Source organism: Secundilactobacillus sp. MJ173, from assembly GCF_059704265.1.
The window spans coordinates 20,056-44,916 of the sequence record NZ_BAAKGN010000025.1 but is presented as its reverse complement, the minus strand read 5'-3'; the positions used below and the strand labels follow the sequence as shown (position 1 = coordinate 44,916).

The window sequence follows — 24,861 nt, the reverse complement described above, 5'->3', positions numbered from 1 at the left end:
TATTTTATAACATGAAATTTGTGTGAATTTGTATTTTGAAAGCGTGATAAGATTTGATTTGCTAGTAATTTGATCTATTTGCTAAAATTGGTAAACCTGACATATGCCTAGTTTTGCTGATATCCTATTGATTATTTTTCGAATAGGTATAGGATATATTTTGTGATGTTAGTATATCTAACATGAACTATTTGAAATCAACGACGGGAGAGATTGTTATGAGAATTGAACAGGATTGTATTGGTAAGTTAGCAATTGATGATGATGCTTTATATGGTATTCACAGTAAGCGTGCGGAGAATAACTTTCCTATTTCAAGTGAAAAGATCCATCCCTTGATTATTGAAAGTTTTCTCCAAATCAAAAAGGCGGCAGCACAGGTCAACCAACAAGCTGGTACCTTGAAAGCCCCCAAAGCTAATGCGATTATTGCGGCATGTAATCAGTTGCTACTTGGCAGACATCAAGATGCGTTTATCGTGCCTGCAATCCAAGGTAGTGCCGGTACGTCAGCTAACATGAACGTTAATGAAGTTGTTGCTCATTTAGCAGAAGCATTAACCCCTGGTGTTCACGTTCATCCTAACGACGACGTTAACCAGTCACAATCAACTAACGATACCTTTCCGACAGCTGGTCAAATGGCAATGTTAAAAAAGCTACCATCTCTTCTCAAAGCAATCGATGGCTTACTTGATGAACTCGAAAGACTAGCAAAACAGAACAAGGACGTCCTGAAAATTGGCCGAACACAGTTGGAAGATGCGGTTCCTACTACTTATGGGCGTACGTTTACAGCATATCGGTCATTATTTAAGCGTGATTTAGCACGGTTATCTGCCGTACGAGATGATTTAGCAGTCGTTAATTTAGGTGGTACCGCGATTGGGACTGGCCTTAACGCTACTCGTTATTATCAAGCCCACATTGTGGGACAGGTCAACCAACTGACACAGTTGAATCTCGTTCAAGCGCCAGATTTGATTGATGCCACTCAAAACTGTGATACCGCAGTGGTCTTTTCCGGAGCACTTAAGGCGTTAGCAGTTGATTTATCTAAATTCTGTAACGATTTACGGCTGCTTGGAAGTGGTCCTCAAGCTGGGTTAGCAGAACTACGGTTGCCAGCAGTGCAGGCAGGGTCATCGATCATGCCAGCTAAAGTTAACCCAGTTATCCCAGAAGTAGTGAACCAAGTTGCATTTGAGGTTATTGGTAACGACACCACCGTCACCTTAGCTGCACAGGGTGGTCAACTTGAATTAAATGCCTTTGAACCAATTATGTTTCGTGACATCCTAGCCAGTGAGACTTACCTCGAAAAGGGTATTCAAACCTTGGTCGCTAACTGCCTGCACGGCTTACAGGTCAACCAAGCACAAACACAGCGTTATGTTGAACATTCTGCGATTATCGCGACCGCACTTTCACCGATTTTGGGATACACCAAGACAACGGCTGTCATTAAACAAGCACTGAGTGAAGATCGCTCTGTGCGAGACATTATCCTTGATAGCCACTTGTTGTCAGTGGAACAGCTTGATCAGTTATTGTCACCTGAAAGCCTGTTACACGGACAATCCACCGTACAAACAAAGCGGCGTGAAGGATAAAGAATGACGAGTGACTAAAAAATTGAATACAGTTAACCCAAAACAATATGGGTAATTTCACTGAAAGAAGTCTTGTAATATGGCAATTGGCAAACATCGACCAAGTCGAATCGTGGTTGACCAGAGCGCAATTTATCAAAATATTGCGAATGAAAAGGCCAGATTAAGTGATAAAACTGAGTTATTTATGGTAGTGAAAGCGAATGCTTACGGCCACGGTTTACTTCAAGTGGCGGCTACGGCATTGCGCGCGGGTGCCACCGGCTTTTGCGTGGCAATCCTAGATGAGGCACTGGCACTGCGAGAAGCTGGGTTCAATCAGCCAATCTTAGTATTGGGAATCACTGAACCTCAATATGCTGCACTATTAGCAGTTAACCATATTTCCGCGACAGTGGGATCGTTAGCTTGGTTAAAAACTGCGCAGGGCTTTTTGGAAAATGAGCACGTGACGACGCCACTGGCTGTTCATCTAGGGCTTGATACTGGCATGGGTAGAATTGGGTTCCAGACGCCTACTCAATTGGCGGCAGCAGTGGCGTACCTCAAAACGACCGAACAGTTTGAATTTGAAGGTATTTTCACTCATTTTTCCAAAGCTGATTCGGCTGATACAGCCTACTTTGAACAACAATTAAAGAAGTGGTGTGCCTTCATGGCAGTAGTTCCTGACCGGCCAAAATACGTGCACGTCTCCAACACTGCCACCAGCTTGTGGCACGATGCTTGCAACGGCAACCTTATCCGTTTCGGCGTTGGCGGTTATGGTTTAAATCCATCAGGCATCGAGCTTGAACCACCGTTTGTTTTGCGGCCAGCCATGCGTTTGGAGTCCCGCACAGTTTTCGTCAAGTCATTAAAAGCAGGTCAATCTGTGAGCTATGGCGCTACCTATACAGCACAGGAAGATGAGTGGGTAGCAACGGTTCCGATTGGGTATGCAGACGGGTATCGGCGGCAGCTGCAAGGTTTTCATGTGTTGGTGGATGGTCATTATTGTGAAATTATTGGGCGGATATGTATGGATCAGTTAATGATTCGGTTGCCGCATGAGTACCCAGTAGGAACTCTTGTCACATTAGTGGGCGAAGATCATGGTCGCGTAATCTCGCTTCAAGAGTTAGCTGACTACTGCGGCACGATTCATTACGAAATTGCTTGCGGGTTTGGCGAACGATTACCACGGGTTTATCAAAATTAACTACGATTATTGATATCTATAGATTGGGCTGCACGTTGTCAGCGTGAAATTGACAACAAGCAGCCTTTTTGATTGCCCAAATATTTAGTAGCGACGGGTAAAATTCCACCTTGAATTTCTCCGTCAGTCAAGCGATACTCATTACAAGAGAACTTTAACGAGGTGGGCATGCATGAGTTACATTGAAGTACAAAACGAATCAAAGAAGTATCAAATGGGCGAAACTGAGATTATCGCCAATAATAAATTGAATTTTACGTGCGAGCAGGGACAGCTAACCGTGATTTTAGGTCCTAGCGGTGCTGGTAAATCAACGGTACTCAATATTTTGGGCGGGATGGATACGCCGACGAGCGGTGCGGTTTTGATCGACGGCGTGGATATCGCGAAGTTTAACGATCGTCAGCTAACGGCGTATCGTCGCAGTGACGTGGGCTTTGTTTTCCAATTCTATAATCTGATTCCGAACTTAACGACTAAGGAAAATGTCGAACTGGCTAATTCAATCGTGGATGATGCGTTGGATGCTGAAGAAACGCTACGTGAAGTGGGACTGGGCAATCGACTAGATAACTTTCCATCGCAACTCTCCGGCGGTGAACAGCAGCGGGTCGCCATTGCCCGAGCTCTAGCCAAAAACCCCAAGTTGCTCCTGTGTGATGAGCCAACGGGTGCCCTAGATTTTGAAACTGGGAAACAAGTCCTGAGCCTGCTTCAAACGGCCAGTCAACGCGACAACAAGACGGTGGTGATCATCACCCACAACGCAGCCATCGCTAAAATGGCGGACCGTGTCATCCGAATTAACGATGCCCAAGTGCGGTCTGTAGAAGATAATCCGACACCGGTTCCCGTTGAACAGATTGAGTGGTGATCAGTATGAAACCCATGACCAAAAACATGTGGCGTGAGATTGCGGCTAACAAGGGGCGGTTTATCGCGATTATTATGATTATTTTATTGGGAACACTGATCTTTGTGGGGGTCAAAGCTGCGGGTCCTAGTCTCAACGATTCCATGGATAATACGGTTAAAACTGAGCACCTAAGCGATGTTCAGTTGTTTTCCACGACGGGCTTTACCCAAAAAGACGTTCAAACTGCTGAAAAAGTTGCTGGTGCTCAAGCGGAAATCGGGAAGTTCAAGTACGTCACAGGCGGTAAAGATGAAGACGTCGTGGCGTTGTATGGCTACCAGTCTAGTGCGAAACAGAACCAGTTAAAATTACGCAGCGGACATTTACCCAAGTCAGCGAATCAAATCGTGTTGGACGAACGGGCTAAACGTGATTATGGTTATCGGCTAGGGGATACGTATCGGTTTAACGAGCAGGCGGATCTGAAACAACGGTCTTATCAAATTGTTGGTTTTGCGGATTCACCGCGATACATCGATTACAGCACCCGTGGTTCAGCCAACGTTGGCGATGGTATCGTGCGTTACTTTGCGTATCTTGAGCCGCAACAATTAAACCTGCCAACAGCAACCGTATTAACGGTGAGGTTCAAGTCATTACAGTCGATGAATTCGTTCAATGATGACTACCAGAGTGCTGTTAATCAAAAAGTGACGGCGCTCAAGGCTGCTTTCAAACCGCGGGCTAAGGAACGCAATCAGCAATTGTCAGCGAAGGTGAAACGATCCTTCGCACCGCAACAGCAAAAACTAACCCAAGCGGCTAAACAGTTAGCGCAGTTAAAACAGGCCACTGGCAATTCAGCAGTGCTCCAGCAGCAAACACAAACGTTAAAGCAAAATCAAGCAAAACTAAACGTAGCGTTGAAGGAAGCTACTGCTAAAGCACAAACGGCCTATACTTGGCAGACTCGCGAAGACTTACCCGGATTTACGTCGTTTGGCGACACTTCGGATCGGATCGCGGCCATTGCTAATGTATTTCCGGTCTTCTTCTTTCTCATTGCCGCGTTAATCACGTTCACCACAATCACACGGATGGTGGAGGAAGCTCGGCGCCAAATTGGCACGTTCAAGGCGCTTGGCTATACGAAGTGGGCCATTGCTCGTAACTATTTGAGCTATGCCTTAATGGCCGGTTTAATCGGTGCCATCTTGGGGAGTGCTATTGGCAACGTGACGCTACCTCGGCTAGTTATTTCGATGTATCACATGAGTATTCCGCTGACCACATCAGTACCCGTCATGTGGTCGGTGATTGCTTTAGCGGTGTTCTTCTCACTATTGGCAACGGTGGGTGCAGCCGTGATTGTGGTTCGCCGCGAGTTAGCTGAAAAACCAGCTGATCTGATGTTGCCACGAACGCCTAAATCGGCAAAACGGATTTTGATGGAACGTATCACACCATTATGGCGCCGAATGAGCTTTAACCAGAAGGTGTCTTACCGGAACCTATTTCGGTACAAGAGCCGGATGTGGATGACGATTATTGGTATCGCAGGAGGAACAGCACTGATTCTAACTGGTTTTGGGTTGAATGACTCAATCGGTTCAACTGCTAGTCAGCAGTATGGTCAGATCTTCCACTATTCAGCGACTGTATCACTAGCTCATGATGGTCAGAGTCAAAAGGCGATGCGGGTGTTGAATCAGTCGGATGCCTATAAGGGTGCCACGAAGGTTAACCTGACCACTGGCAAGGTAAAAGCTGATAACAAGCAAATCAGTGATGTTAACCTCGTCACGCCAAATAATAACCAGCAGTTTAAGAAATACGTCACACTCAGTCATTCACTTACTGAAAATGGGTTAGTGATCAGCAAAAAAATTGCTTCTCAGTTGGATGTTAAAGCGGGGGACAAAGTTAGTTTTACCACTGCAAACGGCAAAAAAGCACGTTTAAACGTGGTGGCAGTGACGCCGAACTACATGGGGGTCTTCGCCTATATGAGTCCGACTGCATACCAACATGCTTTTAATGTTCAGCCGGCAGTCAATACGTTGTTCGTCAAACTAAACAAGCAGTCCAGCCAGCAGCAAAATCAACTGGCAAGACAACTGCTGAAACACGGCGGTGCACTTGGAACCAGCTTTGCATCAGATCAGGAAACCACGATTAAGACTATGAGCAGTTCCATGAACGTGATTGTACTAATCATGATTTTATTATCTGGTGTTCTGTCGTTTGTGGTGCTGTATAACCTAACCAACATCAATATTTCAGAGCGAATCCGTGAACTTTCAACGGTGAAAGTGCTGGGCTTCTTTGATAAAGAAGTGACCATGTACGTTTCACGGGAGAATATTTTGCTGACCATCTTCGGCATCATTTTAGGATATGGTGCCGGTTGGGGATTACTCAGCTTTATTCTTAATCAGGCGACAACTTCGCAGGTAGTCTTTCCTGTCATTATCCGCTGGCCAGGATACGTGGTAGCCACGTTGCTGATGGTAGTGTTTACCCTGATTGTGATGTGGGTGACCCATCAGAAGCTTAAGCACGTGGATATGGTGGAAGCGTTGAAGGAAAATTAAATAGATATTGTTAAAAAACTATTCCGGCAATTTCTCGGAATAGTTTTTTTGAATTATGGAACCTGTTAATCTTTACGAAATTTCCCGCTGACGATATTCTCTTGGAGAGACGTGATATTCCTTTTTAAATACCCGGGAGAAGTAATAACTGTCAGTGTATCCGAGTCGGGTGGCGATTTGCTGAATCGGAATATTGGTAAATCGTAGGTAGTGGCTTGCACGGTCAGTTTTGGCTGATGTGATAAATTGATTCACACTGACTTTGGTGACTTTTCGAAAAGTACGACTCAGATAACTGATTGAAATTCCTAGTGTTGTCGCGATATCTTCTAGTTTAATTGGTTTGCTGATATTTTTGTAAATGTATTGAATGGCTAAATCAACATAAGTACTTCCGGTCGTGATATCACTTTTATTAACACTTAAGCCAGAAAGGAGTGCACCCAGCAATTGAGAGACATACAATTCGCGATTAAACGAAAACCCTGGTTGAAAGGTCTTTATCATGAACCAAAACAGTTCCATAATGGATTTTATCTGATTAATGGGGAGTTCTTCTAAATAAAAGGCAGAATTAGGATAAACGCAGGGATAACTAGTCGCTAAGTTTCCGCGAAAGTGTACCCAGTAGATATCCCAGGGATCGTTTTCGGCAGTGAAATATTTATGCCCAATATTAGGAGGCAAGATGATGAACGAATGTTGTTTCATCGTATAAGTCGTATGATCAACGATAACTGTGCCTGAACCATTAGTACAAAAAATCATGATCCAGGTATTGGTACCTTGTTTCCGGGAAACATAGTGGTAGTCAGCGTTGGGGAAAAAACCGAGGTCGGTGACATAGAGGTTGTTGAAAAGGGGTGAGGATGCATATGAGCGTAGTAAAGTTGGCGGTAACACAAATAAGTATTCGTTATCGAAATCTTCTAAGCGGCGCATGGTATCCCTCCAGTCAATAAATATAACGTATTATATAAAGCGCTTACATTATATACCGACAGTAGCGAATAATCCATCTTTGGGTGAGGATAATGCATTTTAAGAAAGCGCTTTCTGTACTATGGTGTAGGTAATCAAAAGACAGAAAGGAACGATTTTTATGAGTACAAATACCGGTGTTTCTATCACAGAAACGACGATCACGTTGCCAACGTATCAAACCAGTAAACCCGAAAAAAACCCGATGTTTCTTGAGAAGAGAGTCTATCAAGGCAGTAGCGGTAAGGTCTATCCTTTCCCAGTTACAGAAAAGATTCATGAAGATAAGGTGGACCAGACTTATCGCGCGATTATTTTGGAAAACCAGTATCTTCAGGTAACCTTTTTACCTGAACTCGGCGGCCGGATTTATCGGGCCTTAGATAAGACGAATAACTATGATTTCGTCTACTATAATCACGTCATTAAACCAGCCTTAGTTGGCTTAACAGGTTCGTGGATATCTGGTGGGATTGAATTTAACTGGCCGCAACATCATCGTCCAGACACTTTTTTACCCGTTGAAACGAAAATTGAAGAACGTGATGGTGCCAAAACGTTGTGGATCAGTGATATTGATAAAATGTACGGGACTAAAATTTTGGTTGGCTTTACCATGTTTGCGGACAAGGCCTACTTGAAGCTAGATGAACACTTTAGCAACCCAACCGATCTGCCACAGACTTTTCTTTGGTGGGCCAATCCTGCGGTACCAGTAAATGACAATACGCAATCTATTTTTCCACCTGATGTTAATGCCGTCTTTGATCACGGTAAGCGAGCAGTCTCAACCTTTCCGATTGCTACCGGTGAATATTATAAGATCGATTATTCTGCAGGTGTTGATATTTCACGATACAAGAACGTTCCCGTACCAACCTCTTACATGGCTGCCCATTCTGAATACGATTTTTTGGGCAACTATGATCATCAAAAGAAGGCCGGTTTACTGCACGTTGCTGACCATCATACTTCTCCTGGTAAGAAGCAGTGGACATGGGGGAACGCTGATTTTGGTCAGTCATGGGACAATCAGTTAACTGATAATGATGGGCCGTATATTGAACTGATGGTTGGAACCTATACGGATAACCAACCCGATTTTACATGGTTGAAGCCCCATGAACAAAAAACTTCCACGGAGTACTTCATGCCGTACAAGGACGTTGGGGCAGTTAAAAATGCCACTATTAATGCCGCTGTGAACCTAGAAGTTACTGATCAGGGAGTAGCGGTTAAGGCTTATGCAACCTCTGTTTATCAGGGCGCACACGTGAAGCTGTACCAGCAAGATAAATTGATAGCGGATGAAACGGTGACGTTGAGTCCCGTTCAGACGTTTGAGAAAGAATACGATGTAAATGGTGAACAATCTGAGCTTAAGCTAGTCGTGACGGATGCTGATGGCAAGCAGTTGGTCGCTTATCAGCCAGCAGCAGATCATATTAAGCCAATCCCTGATCCTGCAAAAGCAATCGCTGCTCCAGAAGAAATTAAGACTAACGATGAACTCTATTTTGCGGCACAGCATCTGGAACAATATCGACACGCCACTTATCGGCCGGATGATTACTACCTTGAAGGACTTAAGCGTGATCAAAATGATGACCGAATCAACGATGCCTATGGCCTTTTGCTGTATCGGCGCGGGTTATTTGCTGAAAGCCAAACTTATTTTGAACGGGCTATCGCGCGTGAAACTGAACACAACACCAACCCATTTTCTGGCGCAGCACACTATCATCTAGGCCTTAGCTTAATGATGCAAGGCCAGCTTAAAGACGCATATGACCACTTCTTTAAAGCAACTTGGTCTTATGAAACACAATCAGTTGGCTTCTTAGCATTGGCACAAATAAAGAGCCTTGAAGGTGATTTGAATGCTGCACTGATTGATATTGATAAGGGGTTGAATACCAATTATAGTGATATGACTTTGCGGACGCTTAAGGTAAACGTCTTGCGGCGGGCTCATGAGAGTGAAGCTGCTAAACAATTAGTAGAGGAGAACGCTGCGATTGATCCACTATGTCTGGGTAACCGTTACGAAGCCTGGAAGCTGAATTCGAGTGCGGAGAACCAAAGTGCACTTGAAGCCGCCTTAAATCACAAGTTAAATAATCACCTGAGTTTAGCGGATTCCTATATCAAGGCAGGCCAGTACGCAGATGCATTGGAAATTATTCAGTTATATACCGCCGAAAGCCCAATCAAGAGTTACTACGAAGCCTTTCTTTCTAATAAATTAGGCGATACAAAGGCTGCAAAGAAGTTTGCTGATCAGGGTGCTGCTGGTAATCCGGACTATGTCTTTCCGAACCGTTTAATGGACGTGATTGTTTTAAATGCTGCTATTAAGCAAAATCCAAGTGATGGTCTGGCAGCTTATTATCTTGGTAATTTATATTATGACCGAAAAGTCTATGACCGTGCTACTCAGCTATGGGAGCAATGTGTCAAAGCTAACCCAGATTATCCAATGGCGCACCGGAATCTCTCAATTGCCTACTTTAACCGGCAACATCAACCTCAAAAAGCACTGCATGAGTTGGAACTAGCTTTTAAGCTAGATCCGCAAAACAGTCGGTTAGTGTTCGAATTAGACACCCTATATGAAAAGCTCAATCGGCCGTTGACTGAACGATTAACTTTTCTTCAAGATCACTTTGACCTCACTCAACAGCGTGACGATAGCTACATCTCATTGATCACGTTGTTAAACGAAACGGGTGACTATCAGCAAGCTTATAAGAAGATTATGGCGCATGTTTTCCATCCATGGGAAGGCGGCGAAGGCAAGGTAAGCACGCAGTATGAATATGCGCTGGTTGAATTGGCGAAACAAGACTTGGCTGCTAATCGGGTCCAGGATGCTATTGATAAGCTTAAGCAAGCGTTGATTTATCCACGAAGTTTAGGTGAAGGGAAACTGCCGATTGCAGTAGATAACATCATTAATTACTACCTGGGACTAGCTTTCAAAGCAGATGGCAACGATGCTCAAGCTAAGGCACATTTTGAAAAAGCAACTGCTGGTTTGAGTGAACCAACGGACATGATGTACTACAACGACCAACCGGCTGATACTATCTTTTATCAAGGACTGGCATTTGAACAGTTGCACCAAACTAGTCAAGCTGATGCTCGCTATTATAAGTTGATCAGCTTTGGCGAACGGCATTTATTCGACCAGTTTAAGATGGATTACTTCGCCGTTTCGTTACCAGACGCACTGCTTTTTGATGAAAATTATCAGGACCGTAACGCTGTTCATTGTTACTATTTGATGGCGTTAGGTCATTTAGGATTAGGACATGTGGAACAAGCTCAAAAACTCTTTGGACAAGCGCTTGCTATTAATAATCACCATCAAGGTGTTTTACGGCATCACAATTTTAAAAAGGAGAACGTTAAGTAAAACACGGCAGCATTAAATGTCAGCGCCTCTTTGGATAATCTTGGAATGGTTGTTTGAAAGAGACGCTGATTGTTGTCGGCGAATATTTAGGGGGCAAACGTAATATGCCAAGTTATATTAAGGAGTTGCGTGCATTAGTCGGACATCGGCCACTGATTTTAAATTCTGCATCAGGCGCTTTGTTTAATCAACACCAGCAAGTGTTGCTCCAAGAACGGACAGATACAGGTAATTGGGGTTTCCCCGGGGGATATTTAGCTTTTGGAGAGGGCTTTAAAGAAGCTTTGGTTAGAGAATTTCAGGAGGATGCGGGTCTGACTGTTGAGCCGTTGCAATTATTACAGCTGTCGGATCAGAATCATTACACTTACCCGAATGGGGATCAGGTTCAGCCAATCAACTGTTTCTATCTGGTAAAGTATGTCTCTGGCAGGCTATTACAACAGGCGACAGACGAAACGACTCAGTTGGCATACTTTGATTTAGACCAGCCCCCAACCTTTTTTAACCAGCAACATGCAACGATGTTTTCGGTACTTCAACAGGATTATTTATAGAAAGGAGGTATTGACATGTCAATAAAAGTATTTCGGTATCAACGTGAACACCAGCACGATTATTGTGAAATTACGATGGAAAATAGTCAGGGTATGCAGGTTAAATTATTAAACTATGGTGCAACCCTCGAAAAGATCCTGATTCCAACCGAACAGGGTTTGGAAAACATCATTATGTCGCTTGATTCGCCAGCAGACTACTCAAAGGCACGTAACTTTTTAGGTGGGACAGTGGGCCGAATCGTTGGTAGAATTCGTCATGGTCAGTGGCAATATGGCAACCATATTGTGCAATTGCCGTTAAACGATGGTCAAAATCACATCCATGGTGGAACGGGTACGGATACGCAAGTGTTCGATTTTTTAACTTATTTTGATGAGTATCAAAGCACAGTGACGTTTATCTTATTTGACGCGGATGGTAACAACGGCTACCCGGGTAATCTGAAGTTGCAAGTCAGTTATACATTGGATAACGATAATCAGTTGACCTACCGAATTAAAGCCGTTAGTGATAAACTGACTATTTTTAACCCAACCAATCACGTTTATTTCCGGTTGAATGGACCTGAATCCGATGTGTTAGGACTTAACCTTCAACTCAATAGTGATGCGTATTTGCCACTGGATGCGGACAGTTTACCCTTTCAAGGCAGAAAGTCAGTGGAGGGAAGTGTTTTTGATTTCCGCAACACTAAACCAGTTGGTACTGTCATCAATAGTCATGACCCAGAAATTGATGCGGAACACGGCTTAAATCATCCATTTTTGCTGCGAGGTGATGACCCAGCAGCTATCTTAAGCTCCCCTGATAAAAAGAGGAGGATGGTCATGACAACGAAATCACCGTCGATAGTGGTTTATACTGCCAATCACTTTGATCATACGGGGATTGCAAAACACATCGGCCAGTATGATGGCATTACCCTTGAAGCACAGGTGCCACCTGCGGAGGGAACCGATTTAACGGCTATCACTCTCATGCCAGGAGAACAGTTCGACACGTGGACTAAATGGCAGTTTAAGTATTAATAAGTTACGGTGGCGACAAAGATAAATGGCTTTACTTCAAGATAGTCCATCTTTGCAATTGATTAGTACATTTTTATGTATGCGTTTTCATTATATCCTTAGATTAAGCATAAATAGAACGTTCTTTTAATCTAATATGTAGTCATATTTGGGCGGAGGTTTTGAAATATGGATAAGAAAAAGCGTCTTACACCGTATGTTATTTTGATTTCTTGTGCGGCTGCACTAGGGGGATTATTGTTTGGTTACGATACAGCCGTTATTTCTGGGGCTATCGGCTTCTTACAGATCAAATTTGGCCTCGATAGTGTAGCTGTTGGTTGGGTAACCTCTTGTATTTTAATTGGGTGTGCCATTGGCGTTTCGATTGCGGGGGTATTAAGTGATCGTTTTGGTCGAAAAAAGATCCTTGTTTTATCAGCCATTATTTTTGCTGCATCATCTATTGGTGCTGCATTGGCCGGCAGTTATTTAACGTTAGTGATCTGGCGGATGCTTGCTGGTGTTGGTATCGGGCTCACATCACTCATTACGCCACTGTATATTGCTGAAATGGCACCAGCTGAAGTGCGTGGCAAGTTAGTTTCGGTGAATCAACTCGCCATTACGATTGGTATTTTTGTGGTGTACTTTATTAACGCAGCCATCGCTTCTGGCTCGACTCAAGCTTGGAACGTTTCAACAGGATGGCGCATGATGATGGGGATTGGTGTGATTCCATCTGCACTGTTCTTGCTTGCATTAATTCCTGCTGGCGAAAGTCCCCGTTGGCTGACTCAGCATGGTAAGGCAGACCGAGCACTGGGTATTTTAAAGAAGGTCGAAGGGAATTCAGAAGATGCGCAATCAGAACTGACTGAAATACAAGAGGCTAATAAAATTATCGATGATTCTCGCTTCAGAGATTTGTTTAATAAAACCTGGTTTCCAGTCGTCGTTATCGGTGTGTTATTAGCCTTATTCCAGCAATTTTCCGGTAGTAACGCCATTATGTATTATGCCCCAGAGATTTTTAAGGGTGCTGGATTTGGTCAAGATGGTGCCTTTATGGCCACCGTTTCTATTGGGATGATCAACATGGTAATCACGGTCGTGTCACTTGGCTTGGTTGACAGAGTTGGTCGGAAACAGCTATTAGGCTGGGGCTCACTAGCAATGTCAATTTGCCTATTGATTGTTGCCATTTGCTTCTTTACCGGTGCTTCAGCAACCTTGACGTTGATATTTGTTTTACTAGCGATTGCGTCATACGCGATTTCTTTAGCACCAGTTACATGGATTTTAATTTCAGAAATTTTTCCATCGCGTATTCGTGGTCGCGCAATGTCAATTTGTACCGTCGTGCTTTGGTTGAGTGACTTTACTTTGAGCTATACCTTCCCAATTTTGACGCAAAATATTGGTGAGGGCTGGACCTTTATGCTGTACACAGCTGTAACGTTGCTATCGGCCATCTTTATTTGGCGGGTACTTCCAGAAACTAAGGGTAAGTCTTTGGAACAAATTGAACGTTTTTGGAAAGACCGCGCTAATAGTTAAAGGTTTTGTGAATCAGAGCTGGAATTTGAAATAAGCGTCTGGTTAATGGTAAAAACAGTTGGTAATTTAAAAGAATATCAGATGTCAAAAAAGGACTTCATTTCAGTATTAGCTGGAATGGAGTCCCTTTTCGTGTTGAACGTTCACACTATTCAGAACTTTTGAAAAAAGCAATAATACTCACTCTCCAGTCCGTGGCCAGCGCGCCTTAACAACTTCCGAGGCAACCACACTCAAGAAAATAATGGCTGCACCGAAATATTGTTGCAGCGACAATACTTCGCCTAGGGTGAAAAACGCAAAAATGGCAGAGAAAATCGGTTCGAGAGAATAAATCAAACTTACCGTATCTGGTGCCAAATAGTTTTGAACCTGCGTTTGAGCGACAAAACCAAAGGCGCTGCAAATTAGGCCAAGTGCTAAAACAGCTCCCCATTGAGAAGTGGACCGGGGTAGGGTGATGCCGTTCATTAAGCCACCGAAGATTAAGCCTTCAACACCTGCCACTCCCAGTTGCCAAATGCTGACGCTGAAAGTTACGAGGTGCTTTTTAGCTAAAATATCGGAAGCAATAATGTAAACGGCGTAGATAGTCGCACAAATCACACACAATAGCGCGTTGAAATCCAGTTTTAAACCCGCTCCGTTGGCAACCAACAGGTATAAACCCAGTACGACAATAATAGTGGTAATCACTGTACTGAGACGAGGAAAACGCTTCTTGAGAATGGCTTCAAAAATCGCTACAAAGACGGTGGTGGTGCTGAGCAGGAAACCGGCTGTGGAAGCGGCGGTATGCTGTAGGCTGATCATCACAAATGTGAAGGCACAGAACAGTAGTGTACCCAAAGTAAAACTGGCTAGTACTTCACCACGAGATGGCCGTTTCAGTATTCGCGCAAAAACGAGAATGGTTGCGAGAAACGCCACTGTAAAACGTAACCCGACTAGAAACAGCGGTGCCACGCTGATAAGCGCAATCTTCATCCACATATAGGATGCGCCCCAAGAAGCGGTGACTAAGAACATTAACCAATAAGCGCGTTGACGATTCATATGTAAACATCCTTTAATATCAGTTTTGTATCGTAATAATTTTACACTAATTGAGAATTCAATGGTATGAGTATTCTCATGTGGGGGTGCTAGAGGTGCAGATATGAGTTGAAGATGTATCGTGAAAACAGCTGGTACCAGTGGCTTGAAAGAAGAGACCATATAAATTGTGCACAAATTAAATAAAACACAAGTATATTTTTTAACACTGGTGCTTGGGTATGGTATATTATCGTTGACGTGTGAATGACACGTACTTTACTTGCACTTGAACAGGTTATCCAAGGAGGATGTCCCAATGAAATTACAAATTACCGATGCCGCAACTAAGTGGTTTGAAAATGAAATGAACGTTAGCCCAGCTCAAAAAGCTGCGATTCGTTTTTATGGTAAATTATATGGTCGCACAAAGGTTCACGACGGTTTTTCAATTGCTTTGGCACGGGAATTAGATCCGCATAACTTTGGTGTTAAAGTAGAAAAAGATGGTGTTACCTTCTATATTGAAAAAGATGACCTTTGGTTCTTCAAGGGATATGATCTCGATGTTGATTATGATTCTAAGAAGGACCCTTATAACGTACAGTATGAATGGACGGATAACGGAGAATTGTAGAAGTTAAGGATGGACAGAGAAAGCACTCAGCTGAGTAAGGGCTGAGTGCTTTTTTATGGATAGATGTTATTAGTTATCGATACACTTAATTGGCCCTAGTACTTGGTTAGGGTTCTCTGTATAATTTGTAGGAAGACAAAAAACAGAGGGGTGAAACCATGAAGCAAGTCTACTTTCTTTGTACCGGTAATTCCTGTCGTAGTCAAATGGCGGAAGGTTTCGGACGGGCATTACTTGGAGCAAAATGGGAGGTTCAGAGTGCGGGTATTGAAACCCATGGTCTGAACCCCATGGCGGTTCAAGTGATGAGTGAAATTGGTATCGATATTTCGCAGCAGTATTCAAAATTAATTGATATTGATTATCTAAATACGTGTGATGTGGTGGTGACACTTTGCGGCGATGCGCGCGATCGTTGCCCAGTCACGCCAGCGAGTGTGCGACGCGTCCATTGGCCATTACCGGATCCAGCGCAAGCTACTGGTACTGATGATGATAAGCTACGTGCCTTTCGTGAGGTGCGAGATGAGATTCGACAACGCATTGAAACTAGTGGATTATTTAAATAAGAAAGTAGCGAGAGTGTGACACAAGTCTATATTGAAAAGAGTTTCATCTAGTTTCTTGACTGAAAGACAACTTAAAATTTGTTTTTGTTCAATACTTTAATCTAGTCTAAAACGGCTCCACAACTCAGATTCCGGCCATTTAACACCCAAAAAACGTATTCCGTCGAACTTTGTCGGAATACGTTTTTTGGGTGTTAAATTCTGGAATCTACCGAGTTGTGTCACACTCTTGTTAGATGAATCAATTATTCTTCACCAGAACCGATGATGGTAAAGTAGTTGCTGCCACCTACGGAATAGATACTGGCTATTGTTTTACCCCTTGAATAAGCTGAGTCGCTATATTGATAGGGTGTGTGTCGGTTGATAATTGTCAGCCGGTACTGCTGGTTACCGGATCGACGGACACGTTGGTCGTTGACGCCAGCTAGATGGTGAGCGTAGTACAGATGAACCGTGTCATTCGTTTTCTCAGAGAGAATGATTCGCTGTGAGTCATTAGGTTTAGATTGATAGTGGCTCTCCAATGTTCCGAAGAATGAAGGATACTTTTTGGGATCATTACGGTAAGTCTCAATATAGCCGTCAGACGATATTTTAATGGCATCAACGTTTCGGTTAAGGCTCTTAATAGCACCGACACCGCCGGAATATAAAGTGCCACTCCCGTAAGGCAGGCCATAAGCGGGACGCACAATTTGCTGTACTTTTTTGGCTGGTAATTTAAACGAAACTGCTCCGAAGCCATAGACTTTTGAATTAACTAAATGTGATTTTAAATGATAGCTGATGTTAGGTGTCATATAGCCAGAGGTATAAGCAACGTTTTTAGATGCCACTTGTTGATGATAGCGCTGTGCGCCAATGATGGTGCCCTTTGGTAGTTCCAAGTGTTTTCTCACCGCATTGGAATTCATAGTAGACGAATAGGTCACTGTCACATTGGTCGCGCTTTTCAATCGGTACCAGTTGGTCGCAAAACCGCCATCATTATTACCGTATGTATCTGGGTTGACCACCGTTCGATGTGGATGACTGATCGTCTTTCCTTGCACGCATTGGCTAGTACTGAATACACCAAGTATCGTTAGCGCAAGTATGATGGTTGCTTTAGGTATGGACATACAGTTTCACCTCCTTTAGTTAATTATATCATGTGAAATCTCTGATAATTTTACACTTTGCGAACAGTTATTGATAGTCATAGCCTAAAAAACGCCTAGTACCAGTTTGGACTGATGCCAGACGCCCTTTTAGTTCATCCTTTTTTAGCTTAAATGCAGCATTTTAGCAGCACCTTCTGGATGATTGTAGGATAATCCAGTGAATACATCAAATGATCAGCACCAATTTCAGTCATATAACTTCATTACTCGTAACGATTTACGATACCCAGTTGGTTCAGAGCTGCCAAAATGGGTCGCCATTCTATCTTCCAGTCTTACAATCGCTTATCTGGTGTGCGGTAAGACGCCGCCTGAAGTTTAACCTGACTCATAAAAATGACCTCAATGATGATTAGTTTCTTCTATTTATAATCTAGTTTGAGTGTGAAAAGTTAATATAGTGGCGTCAAACTAATTTCTCGTGGTGCGAGTAGTCGTTAGCGAACGATTCTAAGTTCGGTTACGACTACGGAGACGGAGAAGATCCGCCCCAAGCGAAGCGCAGGTGCTAGCTTCGGAGCGACCCCGCTTCGAGGAATTGGGTTGGCAGAACGGAAATAAAAGGACCAAAGTCAACTTGCGACTTTGGTCCTTTGGCGTTTTAGTAATATGTTATATAGTCGAAACGTGCTCCAGCAGGCAGAGACTTGCACCTAAGCCAATTAGGGTATAAATCCAAACCCGTGATTTTTACCCTAATCAGCTTAGTCTCCAGTCTCTAACCGCCTGCTTCCGCACTCTACTATTACGTAGCTGAAACGTGCTCCAGCAAGCAGAGAGCTGCATGTAAGTCACTTCTGGCACAAATCCAAGTTCGGGATTTATACCAGAAGCGTCTTACACTCCGCTCTCTAACCGCTTGCTTCCGCACTCTACAACAAATGAATCCCCGCTTCTTCACACTTATCAATCATATCTTGTGGCCACAATGCTGATTGCACTTCACCCACGTGAACTTTACCCAACAGCAACATGCACAAACGTGATTGACCAATCCCGCCACCAATGGTGTATGGGACTTCTTCGTTCAAGACCATCTTGTGATATGGCAAGCTTAAACGGTCTTCTGCACCAGCAATTTTTAATTGCTTCTTCATGGATTCGGCATCAACCCGGATACCCATGCTAGAGATTTCAATCTTTTGATCCAATGGTTCGTACCAGAAGATGATATCGCCGTTTAATTCCCAGTCATCGTAGTCAGGTGCCCGGCCATCATGCTTCTTGCCGCTCTTTAAAGCACCACCGACCTTCATGATGAAGACACAGCGAAGTTCTTTAGCAATCAAATCTTCACGTTCCATAGGGGTCTTGTCTGGCCAACGGTCTTCCAATTCCTGCGTGGTAACGAAGTGGATTTCATCTGGTAAATGATAGACAGATTCTGGGAACTTGTACCAAACTTCGTGTTCCATGTGCTTGATGACTTTGAAGATCTGACGAACAGTACTCTTCAAGGTTTCCACGTTACGTTCGTCCTTGCTGATGACCTTTTCCCAGTCCCATTGATCAACGTAAGCTGAGTGGAAGTTGTCTAAATCTTCGTCTTTACGGATGGCGTTCATGTTGGTGTAAAGACCTTCATGAAGCTTGAAACCGTAACGCTTCAAAGCAACTCGCTTCCATTTAGCCAATGAGTGAACGATTTCGATTTGTTCGTCGCCCATGTCTTTCATGGTAAATGAAACAGGTGTTTCAACACCGTTTAAGTTATCGTTTAAACCAGTCTTCTTTTCAACAAACATTGGGGTTGAAACCCGTGACAGGTTCAATTCTTTACGGAATTCATCCTGGAATGTTTCCCGAATGTAACGAATGGCGTCTTGTGTATCGCGAACGCTTAATTTAGGTTCGTATGACTTTGGAATAATTAAATGCAAGGTACTCGCTCCTCTAAAATAGATTTGGAATAAAAAAAGAAGCCTTTTATCCCTTAACCAAGGGACGAAAGACTTCATTTCGCGGTACCACCCAAGTTGCCTATCCATAGATAAGCCACCTCAATACGCGTACTAACATACGCTCCGATGGTAACGTTTCGGTAACGGCGAAGCTTACTGCTAAGTGGTTCAGCCCGCAACTAAGAAAGTGTTATTCGGTAAAGTCGATTACTGATTGGGTTCACACCATTTCCCAACTCACTGACAGTTCGACTAAACTTACTCGTCTTTCCTACGTCTTTTAATCTCTAATCAGTATCTTACCATCTTTTCATAATTTGTAAACAGGCTTTTTAAATTTTTTCAGAATGCTGATGTATCAGTATTAGCACATAAGTAGAAGAAAGGTTACTTAAAAATAATATTAAAGGTTGTGCGAATTTACGCATTTAAGGAGAATTGGGCTGGCTGTATCGTTGCTTGTAATTGAGACCGTTTCGGCTTAAAGTTGCTTTAACGATAAGTTGATTGACACTAAAAAAGGGGACCTGAAAATGACTAAACGGGTGATTTTGATTACGGGCGCATCAAGTGGTATGGGTTATGCGTCAACGCAATTATTTGCGGAACACGGCTGGGAGGTTTATGCCGGCGCTCGCCGAGTTGAGAAAATTCCAACTGGTTCTGGTATTCATCCATTGTTTCTAGATGTGACAGATGCTGATTCACGACTACAATTTGTGAAGGATGCTTTGGCTGATAGTCTGCGTGTGGATGTGTTGTTAAACAATGCTGGGTATGGCGAATTTGGTCCACTGGAAGAAGTGAGTGTGGAGAAAGTTCACAAACAGTTGGAGACCAATCTGGTTGGTGCGTCTGAACTGACTAAATTAGTGCTGCCACAAATGCGCCAGCAAGGTTCCGGTCGAATCGTCAACAACTCTTCAATTGGCGGCGATGTTTACTCACCCCTTGGCGGTTGGTACTACGTCACAAAACGTGGACTAAATGTCTGGTCTGATGTGCTGGATACTGAAATTCGCCAGTTTGGTTTGCGTTCAGTGATCGTTGCACCTGGTGGCACGGAATCATCCTGGCTAGATATTGCCATGGATAATGCGTTGAGTAATTTAAAACCAGATTCACCGTATACACCGCTAACTGAAGGCACAAAAAAACTACTGGGCGGTATGCTGAATACCTCTGAAGCGACCTCGGCTGATCTGGCAAAAGTCTTTTATCGTGCAGCCACGGAGCGACATCCTAAGCGTCGGTATTACTTCAGTTTTGCAGACAGAATGCTGTCGCGAGTTGCTCGAAATCATCCCGGAGTTTTTCATGAGGGCATGAGCTTGATTGTGAGTCGGTTGACGCGGAATAAATAATATTATTAGGGAGAAAAGTACGTTGAGAATTAGAAAACGAGTTTTAAGTTTAATGCTTTTTGTAATTGCTCTATTTGTTGGATTCATTACAGTTAATAATTTTTCCGGCCAATCTGTGACAGCATCAGCCCGTTCAATCTCTTTTAAAGAGGGCAAGCATATTCTTAGAAAGGCTGGATATTCTAGTGAGTTACCCTATGCTAAATTGAAATCGCGTACTCATACCAGAACTATTATTTGGAGTTATCCAGGTGCTCAGGGAATGGATAAAATTACCTTGAGACCATATGGCAGTAAGTATGTAAAAATTCATGTAGTTTTTGGAACTTTGCATAACGGTTATTTTCAACATATAAATTATCCGTATTTACCTAAGTACAAAACAGTACGTCGATAGGAATAAATAATTATTTTAAAATGGTGCCGTGCAGTCGTTTGAAAATTTTTCTGATGATTGCAGGACACTTTATTATATTTTTAAATACGGTTCAACATTTTAAAGAAGGTAAATTTTATTCTTGCATTAAACCTACTCGAAGGTTGTATTATAAACGTACGTGTTTTAAAAGTTTTTTACAGTGACAAATGTTAGACAGCATAAAAGATTAAAACTAAACTATATCTAAACGACATGAATTGAGAAGGTAACGGTTATGAAAGAAATTGATCAGGAAGTTTTTGAAGGCGAACGGGCATTATTTAAAGCTCATGATCTCAATATTAAAAACAGTACGTTTCAAAACGGTGAGTCACCGTTAAAACACAGTAAAAATTTAACGATTGAACATAATATTTTCAAATGGAAGTACCCCCTGTGGTATGCCAATAATATTAACGTTTCTCAAAGTACCTTGAAAGTGGGCGCTCACGCGGGTATCTGGTATACCAAGAACCTGAAAATGGATAACGTCATGATTGAAGCAACCAAAACGTTCCGGCATATCGAACACGCAGAGTTGTCCAATCTTACCATGAGTGATGCTGCCGAAACGCTGTGGTGGTGTAATGACGTTAAGGTGGACCACATTACTGCCACGGGTGATTATTTCGGTAAGAACTGCGAAAACGTTGTGGTTGACCACCTGAAGCTAAGCGGTAACTATGCGTTTGACGGCAGCAAAAACATCGAGGTTCACAACTCCACTTTTGAAACTCACGATGCGTTCTGGAATTGCGACAACGTAACGGTTTATGATTCAACGCTGGTCGGTGAATACTTGGCTTGGAACTCGAAGCACATTCGGTTTGTGAACTGTTGGATTGAAAGCGACCAGGGGCTTTGCTACGTTGATGATTTAACGTTGGAAAACTGTTCGTTAGTGAACACCGACTTGGCATTTGAATATTGTACGGATGTCAATGCTGACGTGATCACCACTATTGATAGTGTGAAGAACCCCGTGAACGGTGTCATCAACGCACCCGCGATTGGCGAAGTGATTCTTGACGACCCAGACATTGATAAGTCAGCGATTCAAATTAACGTCAGGAGGAAAACGGCATGACGGATTTTTCAGAATTAATTGACCGGCGTCAAACCAATTCAGTGAAGTGGGACGTTAAAGATAACGAGCTGCCGATGTGGGTGGCTGACATGGACTTCCGCACCTTACCAGCAATCGTTGAAGCCATTCAGCAGAAAGCTCAAAACGGAATTTTTGGCTATGAAGAAGTGCCACAAGCTTACTTTAATGCTGTTCAAAGCTGGTATGAAAGTGAGCATAACTGGCGGCCTGAAACGGAATGGATGATTTTTTCTACTGGGGTTGTGCCCACGATTTCCTCATCAGTCAGACGATTGACCAACGTTGGGGACAATGTTTTGGTTCAAGCGCCAGTATATAATATTTTCTACAACTCAATTCTGAATAATGGCCGTCACGTTCTTTCGAGTGATCTCGTGTTAGATGAACAGGACACTTACCATATCGATTGGGATGATTTGGAAGCTAAGATGGCAGAACCTTTAACAACACTGATGATCTTATGCAACCCGCATAACCCAGTTGGGATGATTTGGTCGGCTGAAACTTTGGCGCGTATTGGTGGGCTAGCTGCCAAGCACCACGTGGTCGTTTTGTCAGATGAAATTCACGGTGATATTACCGCACCTGACAAAGGATATATCCCGTTTGCATCTGTAAATAAAACGAATGAGCAAAATAGCGTTACTGCGGTTTCACCAAGTAAGACGTTTAATGTGGCTGCGCTGCATGCTGCTACGGTGATTGTGCCAAACGCAGCGTTGCGTGCGGTGGTTAATCGTGGGCTGAACACGGATGAGTTAGCAGAACCCAACTCGTTTGCAGTACCAGCCACCATTGCGGCCTACACTAAAGGGCATCAGTGGGTACATGATTTACGAGCTTATATTGAGGATAACAAACAAACCGTTGCGAAGTTTGTTGCTGAAAATATTCCTAGCGTGAAGGTTGTGTCAGGTGACGCAACTTATCTGGTTTGGCTAGATACCAGCAAGGTTGGCATGCCAGCTGACAAGTTGGAACAGTTTATTCGTCAGGAAACCGGTCTGTATCTCTCCGATGGTACAGTCTACGGTGGCAATGGCCGCGAATTTCTCAGGATGAACGTGGCTTGTCCTAAAGAACGTTTGATGGACGGGTTGAATCGGTTAAAGCAAGGAATTTTAGCGGTTAAATAAGTGGCTGTGACATCAGGTGATAGTGATAACAGTTTCAGCTGGTTTCTTGATTGAAAGACAACGTTGGGGCACGCGCTTTCTTAAACGTGCTCAAATAAGCAGAGAATTGTAAATAAGGCAGAGGCAACAGAAGTCCAAAATCAGGATTTCCGTTGTCTCTGCCTTTTTCTCCACGCTCTAAACGCTTATTTTCACACTCTTTAAATTAACAATTACCCGAATTAGCAAAAATACCCTGATTAAAAGCAGCCAGAATTTCCTTGCCATCCGCAATCTGGACATTATTATCCAATAGCTGACCGTTGTTAGTTAAGTTGAGCATGGCCTTTTGATAATCAAGTTTTAATCCTTGACCCAAGAAGTAAACGTCATAGTCGGAAGTATACAGTGATAGATTGGCATTATTAGCTAATCGTACACGATAGTCATCATCAGGCTGATCCAAAACCACCAGCGTAAACTTGGTGCCGATACTGCAAGCACCACCCTGAAGCGAATACTTACCACCAGCATCGTCGGTGATTAGCAGAAGGGTTTTAGTAGCGATCTGTTTTTGCTTTAATCGGTCAACGACTGCGGGTGTAACCGTAATTTTGTTCATTTCATGGCACTCCCTTTTAGTAGCAGTGTACCCCGGTGGTTACGAAAAATCAATTGTGCACGGTTTAATTTATCAAAAGCAATAACTAGTTTGTAAGCTCAAAGTAGGCCATTACAGCGATTCCCAAAACAATCCGGTACCAGCCAAAGGCCTTGAAATCGTTGTGCTGAATGTAATTTAGGAGAAATTTGATGGTTAGGTAGGCCACCACAAAGGAAACGAATACGCCGGCAAATAGAACCACTAATTGCATGCTTGTAAAGGTGTTACCATGGATCAGATATTTCGTCATTTTTAAAAGTGAAGCACCAAACATGGTTGGAATAGCAAGAAAGAACGAGAATTCTGTTGCAACGTATCTAGAAGTGCCGACCAGAATGGCACCAAGAATGGTGGCACCTGAGCGAGAGGTCCCGGGGACTAGCGATAGGACCTGAAAGAGACCGATTAAAACAGCGACGCTTATAGGGAGTTGGTTGAGATTGACGAAGGTGGCGGCTCGGCGCTGATTAAAGTGTTCAATCAAGATAAATAAAATGCCGTAGATGATTAGAGTGGCTGAAATAACTTGCCAACTGGTTAAATGAGCGTCCATCCAGTCGTTTAGTGGCAGGCCGATAATGACAGACGGTAAAACTGCTAGAATAACTTTTCCCCATAGAAGCCACGTTTGCTGCTGTTCCAGCTTGTTTTTACTGTGTGCCCACGGATTTAATTTATTGAAATATAGGAAAATTACTGCCATAATGGCACCGAATTGTATAACAACCATAAACATGTTAATAAACGCTGTTGATTCCTTAAGCTTGACAAATTCATTTGCTAAATAGAGGTGACCCGTAGAACTAATCGGTAGAAATTCTGTGATTCCTTCGATGATTCCTAATATAATAGCTTTGATCATTTCAATCACGATGGTGAACATCCTCCGTTATGATTTTATGTTTAGACTAAGCGTACGGGATTGTTGTAAATTACTCGCGTGGAATGTGTAAAAAAGGTGTAAAAGATGATAAAAAACTGTTTATAGCCTTGTTTATATTTTTTAATAAAAGGAACATAACTAATTTGATGTACGTTTCGACGGCATATGATAGTTTATGTTCCAATATAATGGTGAATTAAGGAGTATTTG

Annotated in this window: 21 protein-coding genes and 1 other annotated feature; of the genes, 15 read left to right on the top strand and 6 right to left on the bottom strand. The window is 43.1% G+C overall.

The features are described 5' to 3' along the window. Positions 1-218: 218 nt before the first annotated feature. The 4 genes from AC6H04_RS04365 (at position 219) to AC6H04_RS04350 (ending at position 6,264) form a co-directional block, all read left to right on the top strand. Positions 219-1,613 (top strand): aspartate ammonia-lyase, encoded by a 1,395-nt coding sequence (locus AC6H04_RS04365; RefSeq protein WP_497570535.1) that lies wholly within the window; start codon positions 219-221, stop codon positions 1,611-1,613. 79 nt (positions 1,614-1,692) lie between these two features. Beyond that, entirely contained in the window at positions 1,693-2,814 is a 1,122-nt protein-coding gene (alr, locus tag AC6H04_RS04360; protein ID WP_497570534.1) for an alanine racemase, read from the top strand. 172 nt (positions 2,815-2,986) lie between these two features. Further along, positions 2,987-3,688, top strand: coding sequence for an ABC transporter ATP-binding protein (locus AC6H04_RS04355; protein ID WP_497570533.1), 702 nt, complete (start codon positions 2,987-2,989; stop codon positions 3,686-3,688). A 5-nt stretch (positions 3,689-3,693) separates the two neighbouring features. Beyond that, complete coding sequence (locus AC6H04_RS04350; protein WP_497570532.1) at positions 3,694-6,264, top strand: ABC transporter permease; 2,571 nt, start codon at positions 3,694-3,696, stop codon at positions 6,262-6,264. A 72-nt stretch (positions 6,265-6,336) separates the two neighbouring features. Here the strand turns inward: AC6H04_RS04350 and AC6H04_RS04345 are convergent, their stop codons facing one another. Then, positions 6,337-7,206: an AraC family transcriptional regulator gene (locus AC6H04_RS04345; RefSeq protein WP_497570531.1), complete on the bottom strand. Its 870-nt coding sequence runs from the start codon at positions 7,204-7,206 to the stop codon at positions 6,337-6,339. A gap of 160 nt (positions 7,207-7,366) precedes the next feature. Between AC6H04_RS04345 and AC6H04_RS04340 the strand changes: the two genes are divergently transcribed. The 4 genes from AC6H04_RS04340 (at position 7,367) to AC6H04_RS04325 (ending at position 13,791) form a co-directional block, all read left to right on the top strand. After that, positions 7,367-10,663 (top strand): DUF5107 domain-containing protein, encoded by a 3,297-nt coding sequence (locus AC6H04_RS04340; RefSeq protein ID WP_497570530.1) that lies wholly within the window; start codon positions 7,367-7,369, stop codon positions 10,661-10,663. 104 nt (positions 10,664-10,767) lie between these two features. Further along, positions 10,768-11,220, top strand: a complete 453-nt coding sequence (locus AC6H04_RS04335) for an NUDIX hydrolase (protein WP_497570529.1) — start codon at positions 10,768-10,770, stop codon at positions 11,218-11,220. Between the two features lie 15 nt (positions 11,221-11,235). Beyond that, the gene (locus AC6H04_RS04330) at positions 11,236-12,252 is read left to right on the top strand and encodes an aldose epimerase family protein (RefSeq protein ID WP_497570528.1); all 1,017 of its coding nucleotides are present in this window, start codon (positions 11,236-11,238) and stop codon (positions 12,250-12,252) included. Positions 12,253-12,420: 168 nt separating this feature from the next. Continuing rightward, the gene (locus AC6H04_RS04325; protein WP_497570527.1) at positions 12,421-13,791 is read left to right on the top strand and encodes a sugar porter family MFS transporter; all 1,371 of its coding nucleotides are present in this window, start codon (positions 12,421-12,423) and stop codon (positions 13,789-13,791) included. A gap of 180 nt (positions 13,792-13,971) precedes the next feature. Here AC6H04_RS04325 and AC6H04_RS04320 read toward each other — a convergent pair whose 3' ends face one another. Continuing rightward, positions 13,972-14,847: a DMT family transporter gene (locus tag AC6H04_RS04320; RefSeq protein WP_497570526.1), complete on the bottom strand. Its 876-nt coding sequence runs from the start codon at positions 14,845-14,847 to the stop codon at positions 13,972-13,974. Positions 14,848-15,145: 298 nt separating this feature from the next. Here AC6H04_RS04320 and AC6H04_RS04315 point away from each other — a divergent pair, with 298 nt between their 5' ends. Together AC6H04_RS04315 and arsC are read left to right on the top strand one after the other, a co-directional pair. Further along, complete coding sequence (locus AC6H04_RS04315; RefSeq protein WP_497570525.1) at positions 15,146-15,463, top strand: HesB/YadR/YfhF family protein; 318 nt, start codon at positions 15,146-15,148, stop codon at positions 15,461-15,463. Between the two features lie 158 nt (positions 15,464-15,621). Beyond that, complete coding sequence (gene arsC / locus AC6H04_RS04310) at positions 15,622-16,032, top strand: arsenate reductase (thioredoxin) (RefSeq protein ID WP_497570524.1); 411 nt, start codon at positions 15,622-15,624, stop codon at positions 16,030-16,032. 245 nt (positions 16,033-16,277) lie between these two features. On the opposite strand, the gene AC6H04_RS04305 is transcribed toward arsC, so the two are convergent. Continuing rightward, entirely contained in the window at positions 16,278-17,156 is an 879-nt protein-coding gene (locus tag AC6H04_RS04305) for a hypothetical protein (RefSeq protein ID WP_497570523.1), read from the bottom strand. 199 nt (positions 17,157-17,355) lie between these two features. Between AC6H04_RS04305 and AC6H04_RS04300 the strand changes: the two genes are divergently transcribed. Continuing rightward, positions 17,356-17,520 carry a hypothetical protein gene (locus AC6H04_RS04300; RefSeq protein ID WP_497570522.1) on the top strand — a complete coding sequence of 55 codons (165 nt, stop codon included), beginning with the start codon at positions 17,356-17,358 and terminating at the stop codon, positions 17,518-17,520. 550 nt (positions 17,521-18,070) lie between these two features. On the opposite strand, the gene asnA is transcribed toward AC6H04_RS04300, so the two are convergent. Further along, the gene (gene asnA, locus AC6H04_RS04295) at positions 18,071-19,078 is read right to left on the bottom strand and encodes an aspartate--ammonia ligase (protein WP_497570521.1); all 1,008 of its coding nucleotides are present in this window, start codon (positions 19,076-19,078) and stop codon (positions 18,071-18,073) included. A gap of 57 nt (positions 19,079-19,135) precedes the next feature. Further along, positions 19,136-19,382, bottom strand: a binding site (T-box leader). A 250-nt stretch (positions 19,383-19,632) separates the two neighbouring features. Here asnA and AC6H04_RS04290 point away from each other — a divergent pair. The 4 genes from AC6H04_RS04290 to AC6H04_RS04275 all read left to right on the top strand — a co-directional run bounded on the left by AC6H04_RS04290 (position 19,633) and on the right by AC6H04_RS04275 (position 23,125). Further along, the gene (locus AC6H04_RS04290) at positions 19,633-20,463 is read left to right on the top strand and encodes an SDR family NAD(P)-dependent oxidoreductase (RefSeq protein ID WP_497570520.1); all 831 of its coding nucleotides are present in this window, start codon (positions 19,633-19,635) and stop codon (positions 20,461-20,463) included. A 22-nt stretch (positions 20,464-20,485) separates the two neighbouring features. After that, a complete protein-coding gene (locus tag AC6H04_RS04285; RefSeq protein WP_497570519.1) occupies positions 20,486-20,860 on the top strand; it encodes a hypothetical protein in 375 nt (124 codons plus the stop codon). 256 nt (positions 20,861-21,116) lie between these two features. Continuing rightward, positions 21,117-21,968 (top strand): DUF3737 family protein, encoded by an 852-nt coding sequence (locus tag AC6H04_RS04280; protein ID WP_497570518.1) that lies wholly within the window; start codon positions 21,117-21,119, stop codon positions 21,966-21,968. Continuing rightward, a complete protein-coding gene (locus AC6H04_RS04275) occupies positions 21,965-23,125 on the top strand; it encodes a MalY/PatB family protein (RefSeq protein WP_497570517.1) in 1,161 nt (386 codons plus the stop codon). Before AC6H04_RS04280 ends, AC6H04_RS04275 begins: the two co-directional genes overlap by 4 nt. Positions 23,126-23,330: 205 nt before the next feature. On the opposite strand, the gene AC6H04_RS04270 is transcribed toward AC6H04_RS04275, so the two are convergent. Then, complete coding sequence (locus AC6H04_RS04270; protein ID WP_497570516.1) at positions 23,331-23,726, bottom strand: iron-sulfur cluster biosynthesis family protein; 396 nt, start codon at positions 23,724-23,726, stop codon at positions 23,331-23,333. A gap of 85 nt (positions 23,727-23,811) precedes the next feature. Next, positions 23,812-24,639, bottom strand: a complete 828-nt coding sequence (locus AC6H04_RS04265) for an undecaprenyl-diphosphate phosphatase (RefSeq protein WP_497570515.1) — start codon at positions 24,637-24,639, stop codon at positions 23,812-23,814. Positions 24,640-24,861 lie beyond the last annotated feature (222 nt).